At 67.8% G+C, this 16,897-nt stretch carries 14 protein-coding genes; 2 read left to right on the top strand and 12 right to left on the bottom strand.

What is annotated here, in order from left to right; genetic code table 11:
- Positions 1-70: 70 nt before the first annotated feature.
- From JL37_RS18845 to JL37_RS18795, 11 genes are all read right to left on the bottom strand, one after another.
- The gene (locus JL37_RS18845) at positions 71-952 is read right to left on the bottom strand and encodes an ABC transporter permease (protein WP_052097369.1); all 882 of its coding nucleotides are present in this window, start codon (positions 950-952) and stop codon (positions 71-73) included.
- Positions 949-1,866 (bottom strand): ABC transporter permease, encoded by a 918-nt coding sequence (locus JL37_RS18840; protein ID WP_043546093.1) that lies wholly within the window; start codon positions 1,864-1,866, stop codon positions 949-951. The genes JL37_RS18845 and JL37_RS18840 overlap by 4 nt, the downstream gene beginning before the upstream one ends.
- A gap of 12 nt (positions 1,867-1,878) precedes the next feature.
- Positions 1,879-2,697, bottom strand: coding sequence for an enoyl-CoA hydratase/isomerase family protein (locus tag JL37_RS18835; protein WP_081955116.1), 819 nt, complete (start codon positions 2,695-2,697; stop codon positions 1,879-1,881).
- Between the two features lie 2 nt (positions 2,698-2,699).
- Entirely contained in the window at positions 2,700-4,832 is a 2,133-nt protein-coding gene (locus JL37_RS18830; RefSeq protein ID WP_043546092.1) for an acetate--CoA ligase family protein, read from the bottom strand.
- A gap of 38 nt (positions 4,833-4,870) precedes the next feature.
- Positions 4,871-5,638, bottom strand: coding sequence for an enoyl-CoA hydratase/isomerase family protein (locus JL37_RS18825; protein ID WP_043546091.1), 768 nt, complete (start codon positions 5,636-5,638; stop codon positions 4,871-4,873).
- Between the two features lie 293 nt (positions 5,639-5,931).
- Positions 5,932-6,306, bottom strand: a complete 375-nt coding sequence (locus JL37_RS18820) for a carboxymuconolactone decarboxylase family protein (RefSeq protein ID WP_052097367.1) — start codon at positions 6,304-6,306, stop codon at positions 5,932-5,934.
- Between the two features lie 20 nt (positions 6,307-6,326).
- Positions 6,327-7,958, bottom strand: coding sequence for a GMC family oxidoreductase (locus JL37_RS18815; protein ID WP_043546089.1), 1,632 nt, complete (start codon positions 7,956-7,958; stop codon positions 6,327-6,329).
- Positions 7,959-7,960: 2 nt separating this feature from the next.
- Positions 7,961-9,649 carry a thiamine pyrophosphate-binding protein gene (locus tag JL37_RS18810; RefSeq protein WP_043546088.1) on the bottom strand — a complete coding sequence of 563 codons (1,689 nt, stop codon included), beginning with the start codon at positions 9,647-9,649 and terminating at the stop codon, positions 7,961-7,963.
- A gap of 25 nt (positions 9,650-9,674) precedes the next feature.
- Positions 9,675-10,649 (bottom strand): tripartite tricarboxylate transporter substrate-binding protein, encoded by a 975-nt coding sequence (locus JL37_RS18805; protein WP_043546087.1) that lies wholly within the window; start codon positions 10,647-10,649, stop codon positions 9,675-9,677.
- An 82-nt stretch (positions 10,650-10,731) separates the two neighbouring features.
- Positions 10,732-11,403 (bottom strand): GntR family transcriptional regulator, encoded by a 672-nt coding sequence (locus tag JL37_RS29770; protein ID WP_052097365.1) that lies wholly within the window; start codon positions 11,401-11,403, stop codon positions 10,732-10,734.
- 115 nt (positions 11,404-11,518) lie between these two features.
- Positions 11,519-12,646 (bottom strand): phage tail sheath subtilisin-like domain-containing protein, encoded by a 1,128-nt coding sequence (locus JL37_RS18795; RefSeq protein WP_043546086.1) that lies wholly within the window; start codon positions 12,644-12,646, stop codon positions 11,519-11,521.
- 276 nt (positions 12,647-12,922) lie between these two features.
- Here JL37_RS18795 and JL37_RS18790 point away from each other — a divergent pair, with 276 nt between their 5' ends.
- Positions 12,923-15,415, top strand: coding sequence for a carbohydrate-binding family V/XII (locus tag JL37_RS18790; RefSeq protein WP_231570380.1), 2,493 nt, complete (start codon positions 12,923-12,925; stop codon positions 15,413-15,415).
- Between the two features lie 95 nt (positions 15,416-15,510).
- Positions 15,511-16,119, top strand: coding sequence for a LysE family translocator (locus JL37_RS18785; RefSeq protein ID WP_043546085.1), 609 nt, complete (start codon positions 15,511-15,513; stop codon positions 16,117-16,119).
- A 27-nt stretch (positions 16,120-16,146) separates the two neighbouring features.
- Here the strand turns inward: JL37_RS18785 and JL37_RS18780 are convergent, their stop codons facing one another.
- The gene (locus JL37_RS18780; protein WP_043546084.1) at positions 16,147-16,890 is read right to left on the bottom strand and encodes a hypothetical protein; all 744 of its coding nucleotides are present in this window, start codon (positions 16,888-16,890) and stop codon (positions 16,147-16,149) included.
- Positions 16,891-16,897: the final 7 nt, after the last annotated feature.

Below are 16,897 nucleotides of genomic sequence, written 5' to 3'. Positions count from 1 at the left end.
CGGTAGGAAGAAAGACACTTGCGGCCGGACGCCAGGGCCTGTTAGCACTAAAAGGAGCCTTGCACAGGCCTTAGTCCCGGTTCAGCTTGGGATCGGAGTAATCCCGCAACTGCTCGCCCAGCACATTGATGGACAGGACCAGCAGGAAGATGCAGCCGCCCGGGATGACGGTGAGCCACCAGGCGGTCTGCATGTAATCGCGGCCTTCGCTGAGCATGCGGCCCCAGGTCGGCGTGTCGGTGGGCACGCCCAGGCCGACGAAGCTCAGGCCGCTCTCCATCACGATGGCCGTGCCCAGCGCGAAGGTGGCGAGCACCAGGACGTTGGGCAGCACGTTGGGCAGGATGTGGCGCGCCAGCACGCGCAGGGTGGTGCCGCGCATGACGTGCACCGCCTCGACGTACTCCAGCCCCTTGATCTGCGTGGTGTCCGAGTAGGTGACCCGCGCAAACGGCACCCAGCTTCCGAGGGCGATCACGCCGATGACCAGCGGCACGCTGGGCCTCAGGATGCCGACGATGGTGATCGCCAGCAGGAAGAACGGAAACGACAGCTGGATGTTGGACAGATAGAGCAGCACGTCCGCCAGCCGGCCGCCGCGGTAGCCGGCGCAGACGCCCGCGCAGATGCCGGCCGCGGCCGCGAGGAACACGGCCACGATGGAGACGAAGAGCGCGGGCCGCGCGCCGGTGATCAGCATGGACAGCACGTCGCGCCCCAGCGCTTCGGTGCCCAGCCAGTAGCGGCCCTCCGGCCCGATGGCACCGGGCGGCAGCAGGCGGGCGCCCAGGTCCTGGTAGGTGGGGTCGTGCGGGGCCAGCGCCTCGCCGCCGATCGCGGCCGCCAGCACCAGCAACATGAATATCGCGGCGGCCACGATGATGACCGGCTGCCCGGCCAGCGCGCGCCGCATGCTTTGCAGCGGCCCCATCGTCATTGCGTTCTTCATCATTGCTGCCTCAGTCGGGGGTTGACCATGCGGATCACGATTTCCACCAGCACGGTGATGGACGCGAAGATCACGGCGACGTACGCCACCACGCCCTGGATGATGGGATAGTCGCGCCGCTGGATGGATTCGATGGCGAGCCGGCCGATGCCGGGCCAGGAGAAGACGGTTTCGGTCAGGACGGCGCCGCCGAACAGCGTGCCGATCTCCAGGGCGATCAGCGCCAGCACCGGCACGATGCCGTTGCGCATGACGGTGCGGAAAATCACCCGATGCTCCGGCATGCCCTTGGCGCGCGCCGCGCTGACGTAGCCCGACGGCAGCACTTCCAGCATGGAAGAGCGGGTCAGCCGGGCGACGCTGGGGAAAACGTAGAGCGCCAGCGTGGCGGCTGGCAGCACCAGGTGCTGCCAGCCGCCGATGCCGTAGGTGGGAAACCACCCCAGCCCGACGGCGAAGATCTGGATCATCAGCAGCGCCATCCAGAACGAGGGCACGGACGCGCCGATCACGCTGACCACCTGCACCGAGCGGTCCAGCGGGCCACCGCGCCGGGTGGCCGCCAGCACGCCCAGCGGGATGGCGAGGACCAGCGCCACGACCAGCGAGGCGCCCGCCAACAGCGCCGTATTGGGCAGGCGGCGCATGATGATGGTGGTGACCGCGTCGCCGTCGAAGTACGACCGGCCGAATTCGCCGCGCGCCGCGCCCAGGATGTAGCGGAAGTACTGCGTTGAAACAGGCTGATCCAGCCCCAGCTCTCGTTGCAACGCGGCGCGCTGCTCGGCGGTGGCATCCTGCGGCAGGATCTGGGTGGTGGGGTCTCCGCTCAGGCGCACCATGAAAAAGGTGAGCGTGATCGCCGTGATCACCACGCAGAACCCCAGCAACAGTTGTTTTCCGATGAGGTGGATCATGCCGTCTGCGTCCTAGGAGGCGTTGCCGGTCTTGTAGTAGCTGGTGCGCCAGGCGATGCCGGCGCCCGGGCCATCCTGCATGACGCGCTTCTGGAATTCGCTGCGCGCCGCGTCGTCGATATACGAGAGATAGGCGGCCGCCTCGACCCAGCTATTGATGTGCGGCGTCATGCCCATCGTCTCGTAGGCGCGGTTGATTCCGGTCTTGGTAATGCGCACGGCGGCCGAAGGAAGGCGGCTGAGCGTCTGCGTCAGGCCGTCGATCGCGGCGTCCAGGCCGTCGTCGGGCACCACGGTGCTGACAATGCCCATGCGCAGCGCCTCGGCCGCAGTGAACTGCCGGCCGGTCAACAGGATGTCCTTGGCGATCTTGTGGTTGACCAGCCAGGGCACCATCATGAAGGCCGGACCTGCGCCGAACAGGATTTCCGGTTCGCCCAGGCGACAGCTTTCCGTGGCGATCGTGAAGTCGCAGGGCAGGACAAGTTCAAAGGCTCCGCCCATGCAATAGCCGTGGATGGCGGCGATGACCGGCTTTTTGCAATGCCATACCGCCCAGCGCGCGCGGTTGGCGACTTCGTGCAACGCATGCAGCTTGTCCTCGTGCGTGCGTTCGCCCATTTCCAGCTTCAGATCGAACCCCGAAGAGAACGCGCGGCCGTTGCCGCGCAGTACGACCGCGACGCATGCGGGATCGTTGCTGGCATGGTTGATGCAATCGCCGATGAAGGAATAGATCTCCGGCGTCAGGGCGTTGAGTTTTTCAGGGCGGTTCAGGGTGATGGTCATCACGCCGTCGCGCATTTCCTGCAAGGGCATTTCGATTTTCACGTTCACTCCTTGTTGTGCGCCGCGATCGCGGCGTCGACGGGGATGACCTGCGCATCCACCACCATGACGGGGTTGCATTCGACGCTGGCGATGGCGTCGTCGGAAAGAACTGCGGACTGCAGGCGGTTGAGCAGATCGGCGATGGCATCCGCGGGCACTGCGGGTTCGCCGCGGAAGGCGCCCCAGGCGCGAGCGCTCTTGAGCCGGGACAGCGCGCGTTCCACTCGTTGCGGCGTTGCGGGCAGCAGGCAGACTGCTACGTCGTCGAGCGCTTCGGTCAGCACGCCGCCCAGGCCTATGAGCCCGAGCGTGTCCAGGGATACGTCGCGCCGCACGCCGACGATGAGTTCGCGGCGTCGACCCAGATCGCGGGTCACCATGAAGCCTGCCAGCGCGCCGTTGCCCAATGCCCGTTCGACGTCGCAGGTCATCTGCTCGGCTGCGCGGCGCAGCGAATCGGCGTCGCCCAGACCGGTACGCACCCCGCCCACGTCGCTCTTGTGGGCTACTCCAGGCAGAACAGCCTTGAGCACAATGGGATAGCCCAGTCCGTCTGCCAGCGCGGCCGCCTGCGCGGCGTTGTCTGCCGTCAGCACTTCGGGCGTCTTGACGCCGTGCCGCGCCAGCAGGGCATAGGCGCCGACCTCGGTCGCATAGTGTTCCTTGGCCTGGGCGGCAGGTTCCGCAGGAGCGATGGGAGCGGTACCCGGCGCTTCGATGGGGCGCGCCAGGAATCGCCCGCGCTGGCGCAGGGCGGCGAGGGCGGCGCCCACCGCGGCCACCGAATCGAGGCAGGGCACCCCGGCATCGCGCATGGCGGTGAAGGAAGGATGGGGGCGGTCCGCGTAGGGCGTGTAGAAAACGATGGGCCGGTCGAGCCGCGCCTGTAGCTGCCCGATGAGCGGGGCCGCGGTGACGTAGTCGTACTTGCTGCCTTCGGCGACCTTGCCATCCTTCCATAGGCCATAGAGGCCATAGTTGACCGCCGCGCTGAATCCCGGATCGCGCTGGATCACGAGTTCGGTCAGGGTCGCGAAGAGGCTGGGGTCCTGGGTATAGGCGCCGGTCATGTCCACCGGGTTGCGCTTGGGCGCCCAGGCGGGCAGGCGTTGCGCCAATTCTTCCTGCAAACCGTCCGAGAAGGCGGGAACGCGCAGACCGACCGATTCGACCTCGTCTGTGCACACGGTCGAATGGCCGCCGCCGGAGCCCACGATGGCGACGTCGTCGCCGCGCATGGGCGGACAGCGCATCAGGGCTTCGGCCACGGGCAGCATGAGCTCCATCTGCTGGACTTCGACGATGCCGGCTTCGTCGAAGAGGGCGGCATAGACACGCTCCGACGACGAGAGCGAGGCGGTGTGCGATTCGGCGGCGCGCCGCCCGGCGTCGGTACGGCCGCCCTTGAGCACCACGATGGGCTTGATGCGGCTGACGCGCGCGCAGGTCCGGAAGAAGGCATCCCCGGAGCCAGGACGCAAGCCTTCCAGGTAGACCGTGATGACCTTGGTGGGTTCATGCTGGCCGAGGTAGTCGATGTATTCATGCATCGGAATGTCGGCCTGGTTGCCGAAGCCAACGAAGCAGGAGAAACCGACGTCATGCTTGCGCGCTTGGTCCCACAGCGTGACGCCCACGTTGCCGCTTTGCGAAACCATGGCAATGGGCCCCGCGGGAAGCGGGCTGATTTCTGTGAGGTTCAGGCCCAGGTGCAGGTTGAACAGGCCCATGCAGTTCGGCCCCACGATGCGCATGCCGCTGGCGTTGCAAGCGCGCACCATCTCTTCCTGCAAAGCGGCTCCGGCCGCGCCCATTTCGGCGAAACCCGAAGTGAACACCACGCTGAAGGCTGCGCCGCGAGCGGCAACGGCCTTCAGCACGTCGGGCGTCTGCGCGGGGCCCAGCAGGTTGAACGCAACGTCGATGCCGTCGGGCAGCTGATCGGCGTTGGTATGAATGGGCAGGCCTTCGAGCTCACCGGCCTGCCGGCCCAACAGGGATATCTTGCCCTGGTAGCCGGCGTCCAGCAGGGAACGCAGGAATTTGTAGCCGGCCTTGGAGGTGTCGCGGGATACGCCCAGCAGGGCCACGTGACGGGGTTCGAACAGCCGGTGCAGGGGATGGGTCGACGCCATTTGATGCTTGCTCCCAGGTTGGTTGGACGGAGGCGGGGTCAGGACGCGTCGGCAAATCGCGGCGCGCGTTTTTCCAGGAATGCCGCGATGCCTTCGCGGGCATCGGCGCCGCTGTGCAGCGTGAGGGCCATCTGCGCTTCGTACTGCGAAGCCTTTTCGCTGCCTTCCCACAGGCCCAGGTTCATGCCCACCTTCACCGCGCTTACGACGGCGGGCGAACGCTGGGCGATGGTCTGGGCCAGCTCCATGGCCGCGGCCAGCGCCTGTCCGGGCGGCACCAGGCGCGAGACGAGATCGCAGCGGGCCGCCTCGGCGGCATCCATGGGTTCGGCGGTCAGCATCATGGTCAGGGCGCGGGCCGGCGGGATCAACTGCGGCAGGCGGTACAGCTGGCCGCCTTCGGGCAGGATGCCCAGGCGCGCGCCGGGCGAGCCGAAGACGGCGTTTTCGCTGGCGACGCGCAGGTCGCAGGACAGGGCCAGCATGAATCCCGCAGCCCAGCAATGGCCGTTGACGGCCGCGATGACGGGTTTGCGCATGGTCAGCGGCCGCACGAAGGGGGCCTCGCCGACGGTGCTCTGCGCATGCTGCCCGGAGGCCAGCTCTTTCAAGTCGTGTCCGCTGGAGAACGCCAGTTCGCCCGCGCCGGTTACCACTACGACGCGCACGCTGCTGTCCGTGTCGGCAGCGTCGAACGCCGCCAGCAGGTCTTCCGCCATGGAGCCGCTGAAGGCATTGCGGATCCGCTCGTTCTGGATGGTCAGGAGCCGCACTGCGCCCCGGTTTTCAATGTGAATCTTGCACATCGGTACGACTCCTGCTCGGTGGGGAAAGCCGACCTCGGCGAATGCCTTGCGCGGCTTATGACAGTAAATTCAAAATTAGCCTATCGATTAAAAATGGATTTTATGTATAAAAAAAAGACGAACAATCCGGGAATACCCTTTGGCGGGTGAGGGGGGATAGGCAGGGGGAGGCGGCTGGGGAACCGCCGCGTTGTGGCGAGGTTGTGGGCCCGCGGCGGCGCTAGGCCCGATGGGAAGAATGGGCGGCGTTGCACCGCCTCCCGGCGCGGGCCTGCCCGCGCCTTCCCGCGCGTTCAGGCCGGGCGCTGCCCGCCTGTTTCTTCCATGAGGATGGGGATGGCCAGATTGCAGGAATGGATGCCCATGACGGTCGTGAGCTGGATCGCTTCGAGCAGCTCTTCCCGGGTTGCCCCGGCCTTGAGCGCGTTGCGCATGTGGCGACGCACGCCCGGGCCATAGAGGTGGGTCGTGGCGGCGTTGATGGCGACGAGTATCAATTCCTTGTATTTCTGCGGCAGCGGGCCGTTGCGTTGCGGCACGCTGCGAAAGGCCAGGTAGGCCTCCATGAACTCCGGGTCCAGTTCCCGCAACTGGTCCCACAGCGGATTCCAATCGCCTTTGGCGATATGCGCTTCGCACAAGGGGGTAGGGCGTGTCTTGTCAGGCATGGTGGGGCTCCTGGAATGGGTCAGCCGCCGGCGGCATCGGCAAGAATGAATTCCGCCGCGCGCTCTCCGATCATCATGGCGGGGGCGTTCGTGTTGGAGGAGGCGATGGTGGGCATGACCGAAATGTCCGCCACGCGCAGCCCTTGCAGGCCATGCACCTTCAGCCTTTCGTCCACCACGGATTCGCCGGGCCGCCCCATGCGGCAGGTGCCGACGGTATGCCAGGCGGTCTGGCCCGTCTGCCTGGCGTAGGCGAGCAGGTCTGAATCCGAGACGGCGGCGGCGCCCGGCCGTTCTTCGTTGACGATGACGGGCCGCAAGGCCGCCTGTTCGGCGATGCCGCGGATCAGGCGCAGCATGGCGACGGCGGTCGCCCGGTCATGGGGGTCTTGCAGATAGTTCGGGTTGATGGAGGGCGCGGCCCGGGGATCGGCCGACACGGCATGGATGCTGCCGCGAGAGCGTGGGTACAGCATGAAACCGCCAATCGAAAATCCGGGGAACTTGTCGATGCCGCCCACGCCGTCGCGCGAATACCGGTCCTTGCCGCTGATGTGGTAGATGCGGATCATGACGTCGGGATGCGGCAGCGCGGCGGACGTGCGGGTGATGGCGTGAGCGGTCGACGAGGTGCCCGCCAGCAAGCCTTTGCGGCCGACAAGATACCGCAGCGCAGCCTTCACCTTGTGGAAGGGGCTGCGCATGATGTCGTTGATGGTTTCGGCGATGGACGATCGATAGGTGCACCTCACTTGCAGATGATCGCTCATGTGCTCGCCCACGTCGGGCAGATCGAGCACCACTCCAATGCCCAGCGACCGCAGCCGCGCGGCGTCGCCGATGCCGGACAGTTCCAGCAATTGCGGCGATTGCACGGCGCCCGCGCACAAGACCGTTTCGCGATGGGCGCCGGCCGACCGCGTGGAGCCGTTCCAGTCGTATTCCACGCCGATGCAGCGCGTGCCGTCGAAGCGCAGGCGGCGCACGAAGGCGTGTGTGCGCACGACCAGGTTGGCCCGCTGCCGCGCCGGCCGCAGGTAGCCGACCGCGGCGCTGCAGCGCTTGCCCGCGTGCGCGCTTTGCTCCAGGTAGCGCACGCCCTCGTAGTTGACCGCGTTGTAGTCCTCGGTCGGCGCGATGCCGGCCTGGCGGCAGGCGGCGATATAGGCGTCGGAGATCTTGTCCGGGTCCCGGATGGCGCGATCGGTGATCTGGATCGGCCCCGACCGGCCGCGCAGCGGGTGGCGGGAATAGGGATTGGTCTCGATCCTGCCGAAGTACGGCAGCAAGGTCTGGAAGTCCCAGCCCTTGATGCCGAACGCGCTCTCCCAGCTGTCGTATTCCTGCGGATCGCCCCAGACATAGGCCATGCCGTTGACCGAGCTGGACCCACCCAGCACCTTGCCGCGCGGCCAGTAGATCTGCTGCCCGGCCAGGTTGGGCTGCGGCTCGGTCTTGAACGGCCAGACCACTTTTTCATTGGTCAGCAGCCTGCCCACGCCCAAGGGGATATGGATCCATATGTTGCGGTCTTCGTCGCCTCCTTCCAGAAGCAGCACGCGGTGCTTGCCCGAAGCGCTCAGGCGATTGGCCACTACGCAGCCTGCCGATCCCGCTCCGACCACGATGTAGTCGAACTGTTCTGCTGTCATGATCACTTTGCGCGGTTCTTGAAGGAATCCCTACGGAAGCTGTAGAGGGCGTTGGGGTCGACCTGGATGTCGACGACCGCGGGGCGGCCGCAGCGTATGGCGGCATCCACCGTCCGCGCCAGGTCGGCGGCGCGTTCCACGCGAAAACCTTGCGCTCCCCAGAGCTCCGCGAGCTTGTCGTAGGGCGGATTGGGCACGTCGGCGCCGAGGTAGCGCTGTTCGAAGAAGTCGCGCTGGTAGGCTTTTTCGGCGCCCCAGCACCCGTTGTTCATGACGAGGCACACCGTGTTGATGCCGTTGGCGACGGCCGTGCCGATCTCGCTGCAGGCCATGCCGAAGCCGCCGTCGCCCATCAGGCTGATGACGGTGCGCTCGGGGCGCGCCAGCTTGGCGCCCAGGCCGCAGGCATACGAGAAGCCGACCAGGCCGAAGTCCAGCGGCGTAAACAGCGCGGGGGTTTGCGCGTACCGCATCTGGTCCGTGGCCTGCAGGCAGAGCGTGCCTGCGTCCATGGTGTAGATGGCGTCGTCGGGCGCCACGTCCCGCAGCGTCTTGAACAGATACGCGGGTTGCAGCGGGTCGGCGCCGCTGCCGGCGGCCTCGTCGCGCTGCTGCAGCAGCGCGCGGCGCTGTTCTGCGAATTGCGCCGCCCAGGCCTGGGCCGGCGGATTGGCGGGCAGGCCCTGCAGCGCGTCGACGAGGTCGCGGGCTACGGTGTCCGCATCGCCCAGGATGCCTACATGCACCGGGAAAAAGCGCCCCAGCGCCGTGGGTTCGATTTCCACCTGGATCAGCTTGGCGGCGGGGTTGAGGCTGTCGCGCTGGTAGAACGTGGTGTTGAAGCCGAGCCGGGTGCCCAGCGCCAGGATGACGTCGGCCTGCTTGGCCAGATTAGAGGCCACCAGGTTGCCGCGCGGACCGACCTGGCCGGCATACAGGGGATGCTGGCACGAGATCGCGTCGCCGTGGCCGGGAGACATGGCGATCGGCGCGTTCAGCCGTTCGGCGAGCTCCAGCACGGCGCGTTGGCTGAGGCTGTTCTTGACGCCGCCGCCCGCGATGATCAGCGGCCGCTCCGCCTGCGCCAGCATCTGCGCGGCCTGTTCCAGCAGCGCCCGCGGCGCCGTCACCGCGCCGAACACCTGGGCGCGCTCGAACGCGCCATAGGCCGACGGTTCCAGCGAATCCGCCAGCAGGTCGCGCGGCAGGTTCAGCATGACGGGTCCGCGCCGGGGCGACAGGGCGGTCCTGAATGCTTCACCCATCATTTCGGGGATGCGCGCCGTTTGCGTGAGCGTGTAGGTTTTCTTCGTGATGGGCTTGAACAGCGATTGCTGGTCGACCTCCTGGAACGCGTCCCGGTAGATGTGGGCGGAACTAAGCGAACCGCCCAGCGCCACCACCGGCGAGTAGGCGGCTTGGGCCTGCGCCAGCCCGGTCACCAGGTTGGTCGCGCCGGGCCCGTTCTGCCCGGCCAGGAAGACGCCCGCCTGGCCGGATGCGCGGGCATAGCCGTCGGCCATGTGCACGCCGGTGCGCTCGTCGCGCACGCCGATGAAGCGGATGTCGCGCGCATCGTACAGCGCGTCGAATATCTCCATGCCGGCGGATCCGATCAAGCCGAATACGTGGTCCGTGCCTTGGGCGCCCAGCGCCGCGACGACCGCTTGGCCGCCCGTCATGTTCTTCATGTGATTCTCCTTCGATGAGATGCGGTTACGGGTTGGCTTTCAGGATCTTGTTGAACTTGTCCATCTCGCGCGCGATGTACTCGTCGAAGGCCCCGAGTTGCCGGTTGTCCGGCACCAGGCCCTGGCGCGTCAGCTGCTCCTGGACCGCGGGGTCGCGGCTGACCTGTGCGATGGCGTCGGCCAGCGCCTGTTTCACGGCGGGCGCGGTCCTGGAATTCATCACCACCCCGTACCAGATGCTGTAGTCGAAGTTGCCCAGGCCGATTTCCGCGACCGTCGGCGTATCCGGCAGCAGCGCGGAACGCTTGGGGCTGGTGACGGCAAGCGCCTTCAACTGGCCCGACTGGATAAAGGGCAGGGCCAGGGCGATGGGCGGGAAGGACACGTCGACTCGTCCGGCCGCCACTTCGGCCACGCCTTCCTGCACGCCCTTATAGGGGATGTGTTCCAGATGGACGCGCGCTTCCTGGTTGAAGTAGCGGCCCACCAGGTCGGTCGCGGAATTCACGCCGGCGGAGCCGTAGGTAAAGCGGGCATCCGGCCGCCGCGCCGCCTCGACGAAGTCGCCCAGCTTGTCGTACGGGTTCTTGCGGTTTACGACGATCAGCGTCGGCGAGGAGGCGATCGCGGCGATCCCGGAGAAATCCTTGAGCGTGTCGTACGGCATTTTGTCGTTGACGGCGGGAATGACCACGTACGACGAGGACACGAACAGCATCGTGTTCTTGTCGACCGGTTCGTTCAGCGTGCGCTGGGCGCCCACCAGCCCGCCCGCGCCCGGCTTGTTCTCGACGACGACGGGCTGGCCCAGCAGCGGACTCAGTTTCTCGGCATAGATGCGGGCAATGATGTCGATGAGCGCACCGGGACTGAACGGCACGATGATGCGCAGGGGCGCATCGAACTTGACTGGCGCCGGCGCGGCCAGGGCCTGGGATGAACCTGCAAGGAAGAGCGCGGCGGCGATGCCGGCTTTCAGGCGGCGGTGGAGTGAAAGCATGGTTGTCCCCTTGGTTTGATTGTCATCATTCTAAATGTCGACATTTTTACTTTAATGGATAAGTTGGCGGGGTACAAGGGGTTCAGGTCTTGCCGGTGCGCGAAAGCTCTTCGAGCACGGCGTCGCGATTCTGGACCGCCAGCCGGTAGTGGCAGGCGGCGGCGCGTTCGGGATCGTGCCCGGTGATCGCCTGGATCGTTTCCTCCCAGGCGTGCAGGGAGCGTTCGCGCCGTTCGAGGGTAGCCAGGCTGATGCGGACGTACCGGCCGATCTGCTTGGCGATGTCGCTGGCGTAGCTGGCCAGGATGGCGTTGTCGGCAAGGCTGGCGATGTATTCGACCATCTCGCGGCTGTGCCGGGTGTATTCGGCGGCATCGCCGATGTTGTCGGCCAGCAGCCGCAGGCGGCCCTTCAGGATGTCGGCTTCAGCGGGCGTGCAACGTTCGGCCGCCAGCCGCGACGCGGTCGACACCATGGCGGCGCGCACCGCGTACAGGTCCAGGATTTCCTTGGCGGACAGCAGCGTGACGCAGGCGCCGCGCTGCGGGCGGATGGTGGCCAGGCCGCGGATCTCCAGCAGGCGCAGGGCCTCGCGCACGGTGGCGCGGCTGACGCCATAAGTGGTGGCAAGCTCCGTTTCGCGCAATCGGTCGCCAGGGGCCCACAGGCCGTCGGCGATCTGTTCTGCGATCAGGTCCGCGATCTGCAGGGGCAGGGTCTTGAGAAGATTGGAGTTTTGCAGCGGCTGGGGCATCTTGTGGCGGTAGGGCGTCCGGGGTTCATGCGCCCACGCATTGTAGGGCAGAGCGCGCCGCGTTTAGCGTCTGATGCTTGAATGTCGACATTCAGTGAATGCCGTGGCGCGGAGCTCACCCCCGCGTCGCGCCGGCCGATTGCCGGATGCGGATGACGATGAATTCGGCCGGCTTCAGCGGGGCGAACCCGACCAGCAGGTTGAACACGCCCTGGTCGATTTCGTCACGCGTGGTGGTTTCGTGGTCGCATTTGACGAAATAGGCATCGCGCGGCGAACTGCCCTGGAAAGCGCCCTCGCGGAACAGCGTATCCATGAAGGCGCCGGCGCTCAGCCGGATCTGCGCCCAGAGGGGCTCCTCGTTGGGCTCGAAGGCCGCCCACTGAATGCCGGCGCGGAGCGATTTTTCCAGGAAGAGCGCCAGGCGGCGCACGGGCACGTACTTGTATTCCGACGCGAGGTGGTCCGCGCCACGCAGCGTCCTGGCGCCCCAGCAGACCAGCCCGCGCCCTGGGAACGCGCGCAGGCAGTTCACGCCCAGCGGGTTCAAGCCGCCATTGTCGTTGTCGGTAACGGGGCAGGCCAGGGACAGGACGCCGACCAGGCTGGCCTCGGTGCCGGCGGGCGCAGTCCAGACGCCACGGCTGCCGTCGATGCGGGAGTACAGGCCGGCGATCGTTCCGCAAGGCGGCGCCAGGCGAGGCGCGCCGTTCCTGAGCGGATCGGATAGATGAATCCACGGATAGTAGACCGCGGCATGGCTGGATCGGGGCAGGGTTCCGCTGCGGGCGGCCTGCGCCATCGACGCCGCGTCCGCCGCCCTGGCGGGCGCATCCACGATCAGGAAGGCGCTTCGTTCTTCGCAGTAGGACGCGGCTTCGGCCAGCACGCCGCCGTGGGCGATGGCCGGCAGGCATAGCAGGTCGAAGTCCGCATCCTGCAGCGCCTGCAGGCTTGGCCGCTGCGTGGGGGACTTGGCGTCTTCCAGGCGCAGCACCCAGGCATCGGCGCCGCCATTCATGAAGAACTGGAGCACCGCGTAGCCGAGTTCGGAGTCTCCGGACAGGCCGCCGAAAGCCTGCTCGTAGCCGGAAAAGCCCGAGATCCGGACCGGCTTATCGGTGGGGCCGCGGCGGGCGGCGCCCAGGAACGCTGCGATCGACGTCGAGGCGCGGGCGATGGGGCGGGCGCCGCCCGGCATTTCCTGGACGTAGACCCCGGGGTGGGAAAAGGAGGGGGCCATGAGCTTGCTCCTTATGCGCCTTGGATGCGGCCCTGGTGAGATGAAGTTATAGAGGGTCCCCCCGCAGCCGGCAACCGTTTTTGCGATTGAACCCGTGGCACAGCTAGCGTATAAACCGAAGCGAAGTCATCGCGGCATGCGTGCGGGCGGCGATGGCGCCGCCAGCCTCGCGGGCTGCCGAAATCCTTGAAGGAGCTCTACATGGTGGAAGGCCTGTTCCGGTGGTGGCGTGTGCATTCCTGGCCGGCGGCTTGCCCGGCCCCGGCTGGCGGGCGCATGAGCCGTTTGCGCCTGGCCTGTGCCCTGGCGGGTCTGGCGGCCGGAGCGGGCCTGATGCCGGCCGGCATGGCGCAGGCGCAGGATTCGGCGCAGATGGCGTCCGGCGCATCCTCTGGGCAAGCCGCCGGCTCACCGGCCGACGCGGCGCGCGCACTGCAATGGCCGCGCAGTTTCAACGCGCCCGATGGAACGAAGATCGAGCTGTACCAGCCGCAGATCGACACCTGGACGGCGGACCGCCTCACGGGCCGCATGGCGGTGGCGATCGGCCAGGCCAAGGGAAGTCCGACCTATGGCGTAGCGGATTTTTCGGCCCGGGCCGAGGTGAACAAATCCGCCGGCCTGGTGCATTTGTCGGATATCCGTATCGAGCGCGTGCAGGTGCCGACGGCGCCGCAAGAGGCCTCCCGGCTGCGCAGCCAGCTGGAAGCCCGGCTCCCCGCCGCGGGGATGGTCACGCAGCTCGACGCGCTGCAACTGAGCTACGCGCTTTCCCAGGACAACCCCGCCACCAAGCCGGTGGCGGTGGACAACGCGCCGCCCCGCATCGTCTACCGCACGGTCCCGACCGTGCTCGTGCTGGTCGACGGCGAGCCGGCCTGGGCCGACGTGCCGGACGCATCCGGCTGGCGCCGGGTCGTCAACACGCGCGCGCTGATCCTGGCCAACGGCAATCGCCATTTCCTGCAGGCGGCCGGTCATTGGTACGAAGCGGCGGCCGTCGACGGCCCATGGAAGGCCGTCGAGCAGCCGTCCTCCCAGCTCCTGGCCGCCGCCGACGCGGCGCGCCGCAAGGCGCCGGTGGATCCCTTGCTGCCCCATGACGGCAAGGCGCCGCATCGCGCGCCGGCCGTCGTGGTGTCCACTGTCCCGGCGGAACTGCTGATCACGGTCGGGCAGCCGGAAATGAGGCCCGTCCCCGGGACCTCGCTGCTGACAGTGAGCAATGCCGACCATGCGCTGTTCATGAATCCCGGCGACAACCGCTACTACCTGCTGGTTTCGGGCCGCTGGTTCCGCGGCGCCCAGCTCGACGGCCCCTGGTCGTACGTGCCGGGCAAGAGCCTGCCGCGCGATTTCGCGCGGATCCCGGCGCGGGATCCGCAGGCGGGCGTGCTGGCGTCGGTGCCGGGCACGCCCCAGGCGAAAGAGGCCGTCATCGCCTCCACCATTCCGCAGACGGCGACCGTGTCGCGCGCCACGGCGACGTTGAAGGTCGAGTACGCCGGGGGCTCGCCGACGCTGCGCCCCATCGCGGGCACGCCGCTGTACTACGCCGCCAATTCACAGGTGCCCGTCATCCAGGCGGAGGGCCGCTACTACGCCTTGTCGCACGCGGTCTGGTTCGTGTCGGACTCGGCCTTCGGCCCCTGGCGCGTGGCCGACCACGTGCCGCCGGCCATCTACGGCATTCCCGCCAACTCGCCCCTGCATTACGTGACCTATGTGCAGATCTACGGCTCTACGCCGCAGAGCGTGGTGTTCGGGTACACGCCGGGCTACATGGGCGTCGTGGTGGCGCCGGACGGCACAGTCGTCTACGGCACCGGCTATGCCTACCCGCCAGTGATCGTGCAGGGCACCTGGGTCGGGTATCCGCCCAGCTATGGCTATGACGCGGCCTTCGATACCGCGGCCGGCTTCGCCTTCGGATTCGCCGCGGCGGAAGCCTGGGGCGGCGCGGCTCCGTACTGGGGACCGTATTGCTGCGCGCCATACTGGCGCGGCGTGGACGTGAACCGCGTCGACGTCTATGGAGCCTGGGGCGGATCCGGCGTGGTCACCCACGCGGCCGGCTGGAACGGCTGGACGGGCACCGAATGGCGGGGCGCCCATGCCGAGGGCTACAACCCGCAGACCGGGGCCGCGTTCGAAGGCTCGCGCGGGGCCGCCTACAACGAGTACACCGGCAATGCGGCCGCCGGCCGGCGGGGCGCGTACACCGATCCGGTCACGGGGGCGTCGGGCGCCGGCCGGGCGGGCGTGGTCTCCAATGACGACGGACAATGGGCGGCGGGCCGGCAGGAGGCGCGCACGAATTCCCAGACCGGGCGCACCACGATCTCGTCGGCCACCGCGACGGGCACGGCCGGCGATGGCGTCGACAACGTGAACCGCCGCGGCGCGACCTACAACCGCAACACGGACAGCGGCATGGCCTGGAACAACGGCAACGTCTACGCCGACCACAATGGCAACGTCTACGAGCACAACGACAATGGCTGGCAGCAGCATACGTCCTCGGGCTGGCAGCCGGTGCAGCGCGACACGCAGGCCAGCGGATCGAGCTACCTGAACAGCCAGCGCCAGGCTCGCGACTACTCGAGCCAGCGCGCCGCCGACTTCCAGGGCGGGGGCTGGCAGGACCGCATGGACGGCGGTGGCTGGCGAGACCGGGGCATGGGAGGGGCGGAAGGCGGCGGCTGGCGCGGCCGCGGCGGCTGGGGCGGCGGCTTCGGAGGATTCCGGGGAGGCGGCTTCCGCCGCTGACCATCGGGCCGCCGGTCCCGCGGGGCCGGCCGATTTGCGCCGTCCCCGCGCCGGGCGCTAGACTGGCCGATCCTTCACTTCTCCGGCATTCCGCCATGGCGCTGCATAGCTGGCTCATCTACCTGGTCGCGGTCATCGGCCTCTCGGTGACTCCCGGGCCCAACACGCTGCTCGCGCTTACGCACGGCGCGTTGCACGGCCATCGCAAGGCGCTGTGCACCATCGCCGGCGGCGCCGTCGGCTTCGTTGCGTTGATCGCCTTGTCGATGCTGGGCATCAGCGCGCTGCTCAAGGCCTGGGGACCGGCGCTGACCGTGCTGAAGTGGGCTGGCGGGGCCTATCTGATCTGGCTCGGAATCCAGTTCTGGCGTTCGCCCGGCGTGCAATTGAGCCCGGCGCCCGACATGCCCAGGATGCGCGGCATGCGCATGTTCAGCCAGGGCTTTCTGTCGGCCATTTCCAATCCCAAGGCGCTTCTGTTCTACGGCGCGTTCCTGCCGCAGTTCATCGACCCGGCCCGCGGCCTGCTGACGCAGTTCGCGATCATGGCCGCCACCTTCACGGCCGTCGAATTCCTGGTCGAGTACGTGCTGGCGCGCCTGGCGCATCGCGTGCGTCCCTGGCTCGAACGCGCCGGCCGGCGTTTCAACAAAGTCTGCGGCGGCCTGTTCGCCGCCATGGGAGCGGCCCTGCCGGGGTCGTGATCCGTCTTCGGGCGACGTCCAGCGCCATCATGCGGCCGGCCGCCACCGCCCAGACTCAGGGTCAACGGCGACGCGCACGCCGTCCAGGCGGACCTGCTCTTCGTCCAACCGCCGGGCGCCTGGAAGGTCGATGTCGAAAGCGACGCCCAGCATCCGGGCGACGCTGGCCGTTTCTATCGGCAATTCCCAGGTGAGGAACAGCTGCGAGAAATCCTGCCCGGAAGGGAAATCGCTTTCGTGGAAGCCGTCTCGGCCGCGCGGCACGACGCCGTGGGGCTGCGCTGTATCGAAGATCATGGCGGTGCCGCGGGCCAGCGGGATCCGCTGGCCGCTGCCGGGAAAGAGCACCGCGAGCCCCTTGTCTTCGCTCAGGAAGAGATTGCAGAAGGCGGCGCCGCCGTACTGCGCGGCGTCATGATGGTAGCGGGCGCCGCGGCAAGCCATGAGGGCGATGTCGGCGCCGGCCAGCACCCCGTCTTCCAGCCCCAGCCCGAGCATCCAGGCGTTCATCGCCTGCAGGCAGAGGCCATGGCCGGGCCAGCGCGCCTGCGTCCGGGCGAGGGGCATCTGTTCGACGTCGCCCGGTTCCAGGCATAGCCGCGCCGAGATCTCCCGGTCCCAGTCCGCCAGCACGCGCGCGGGCGGGGCGGGCAGATCCAGCGTGCCGCTCAGCACGGCGCCGCTCACGCCGCGGCTGCGCATGGCGTCGCCGCTCAGGTAGTAGGCGGTCAAGCGGCCGGGCGCGCGATGGATTGGAGTATGTCGGTCCATGCGCGCA

It is taken from the genome of Achromobacter sp. RTa, from assembly GCF_000757485.1.
In the GTDB taxonomy this organism is placed as follows: Bacteria; Pseudomonadota; Gammaproteobacteria; order Burkholderiales; family Burkholderiaceae_B; genus Achromobacter.
Note: the sequence above shows the minus strand (reverse complement) of the source record. Positions and strands in the feature narration are given on the sequence as shown.

Bases quoted from the DNA above. Each gene is read 5' to 3' on its own strand.
- JL37_RS18830 (WP_043546092.1), bottom strand. From the start codon at position 4,832: ATGGCGTCGACCCATCCCCTGCACCGGCTGTTCGAACCCCGTCACGTG.
- JL37_RS18810 (WP_043546088.1), bottom strand. From the start codon at position 9,649: ATGAAGAACATGACGGGCGGCCAAGCGGTCGTCGCGGCGCTGGGCGCC.
- JL37_RS18845 (WP_052097369.1), bottom strand. From the start codon at position 952: ATGATGAAGAACGCAATGACGATGGGGCCGCTGCAAAGCATGCGGCGC.
- JL37_RS18805 (WP_043546087.1), bottom strand. From the start codon at position 10,649: ATGCTTTCACTCCACCGCCGCCTGAAAGCCGGCATCGCCGCCGCGCTC.
- JL37_RS18785 (WP_043546085.1), top strand. From the start codon at position 15,511: ATGGCGCTGCATAGCTGGCTCATCTACCTGGTCGCGGTCATCGGCCTC.
- JL37_RS29770 (WP_052097365.1), bottom strand. From the start codon at position 11,403: ATGCCCCAGCCGCTGCAAAACTCCAATCTTCTCAAGACCCTGCCCCTG.
- JL37_RS18825 (WP_043546091.1), bottom strand. From the start codon at position 5,638: ATGTGCAAGATTCACATTGAAAACCGGGGCGCAGTGCGGCTCCTGACC.
- JL37_RS18780 (WP_043546084.1), bottom strand. From the start codon at position 16,890: ATGGACCGACATACTCCAATCCATCGCGCGCCCGGCCGCTTGACCGCC.
- JL37_RS18840 (WP_043546093.1), bottom strand. From the start codon at position 1,866: ATGATCCACCTCATCGGAAAACAACTGTTGCTGGGGTTCTGCGTGGTG.
- JL37_RS18795 (WP_043546086.1), bottom strand. From the start codon at position 12,646: ATGGCCCCCTCCTTTTCCCACCCCGGGGTCTACGTCCAGGAAATGCCG.
- JL37_RS18790 (WP_231570380.1), top strand. From the start codon at position 12,923: ATGAGCCGTTTGCGCCTGGCCTGTGCCCTGGCGGGTCTGGCGGCCGGA.
- JL37_RS18820 (WP_052097367.1), bottom strand. From the start codon at position 6,306: ATGCCTGACAAGACACGCCCTACCCCCTTGTGCGAAGCGCATATCGCC.
- JL37_RS18815 (WP_043546089.1), bottom strand. From the start codon at position 7,958: ATGACAGCAGAACAGTTCGACTACATCGTGGTCGGAGCGGGATCGGCA.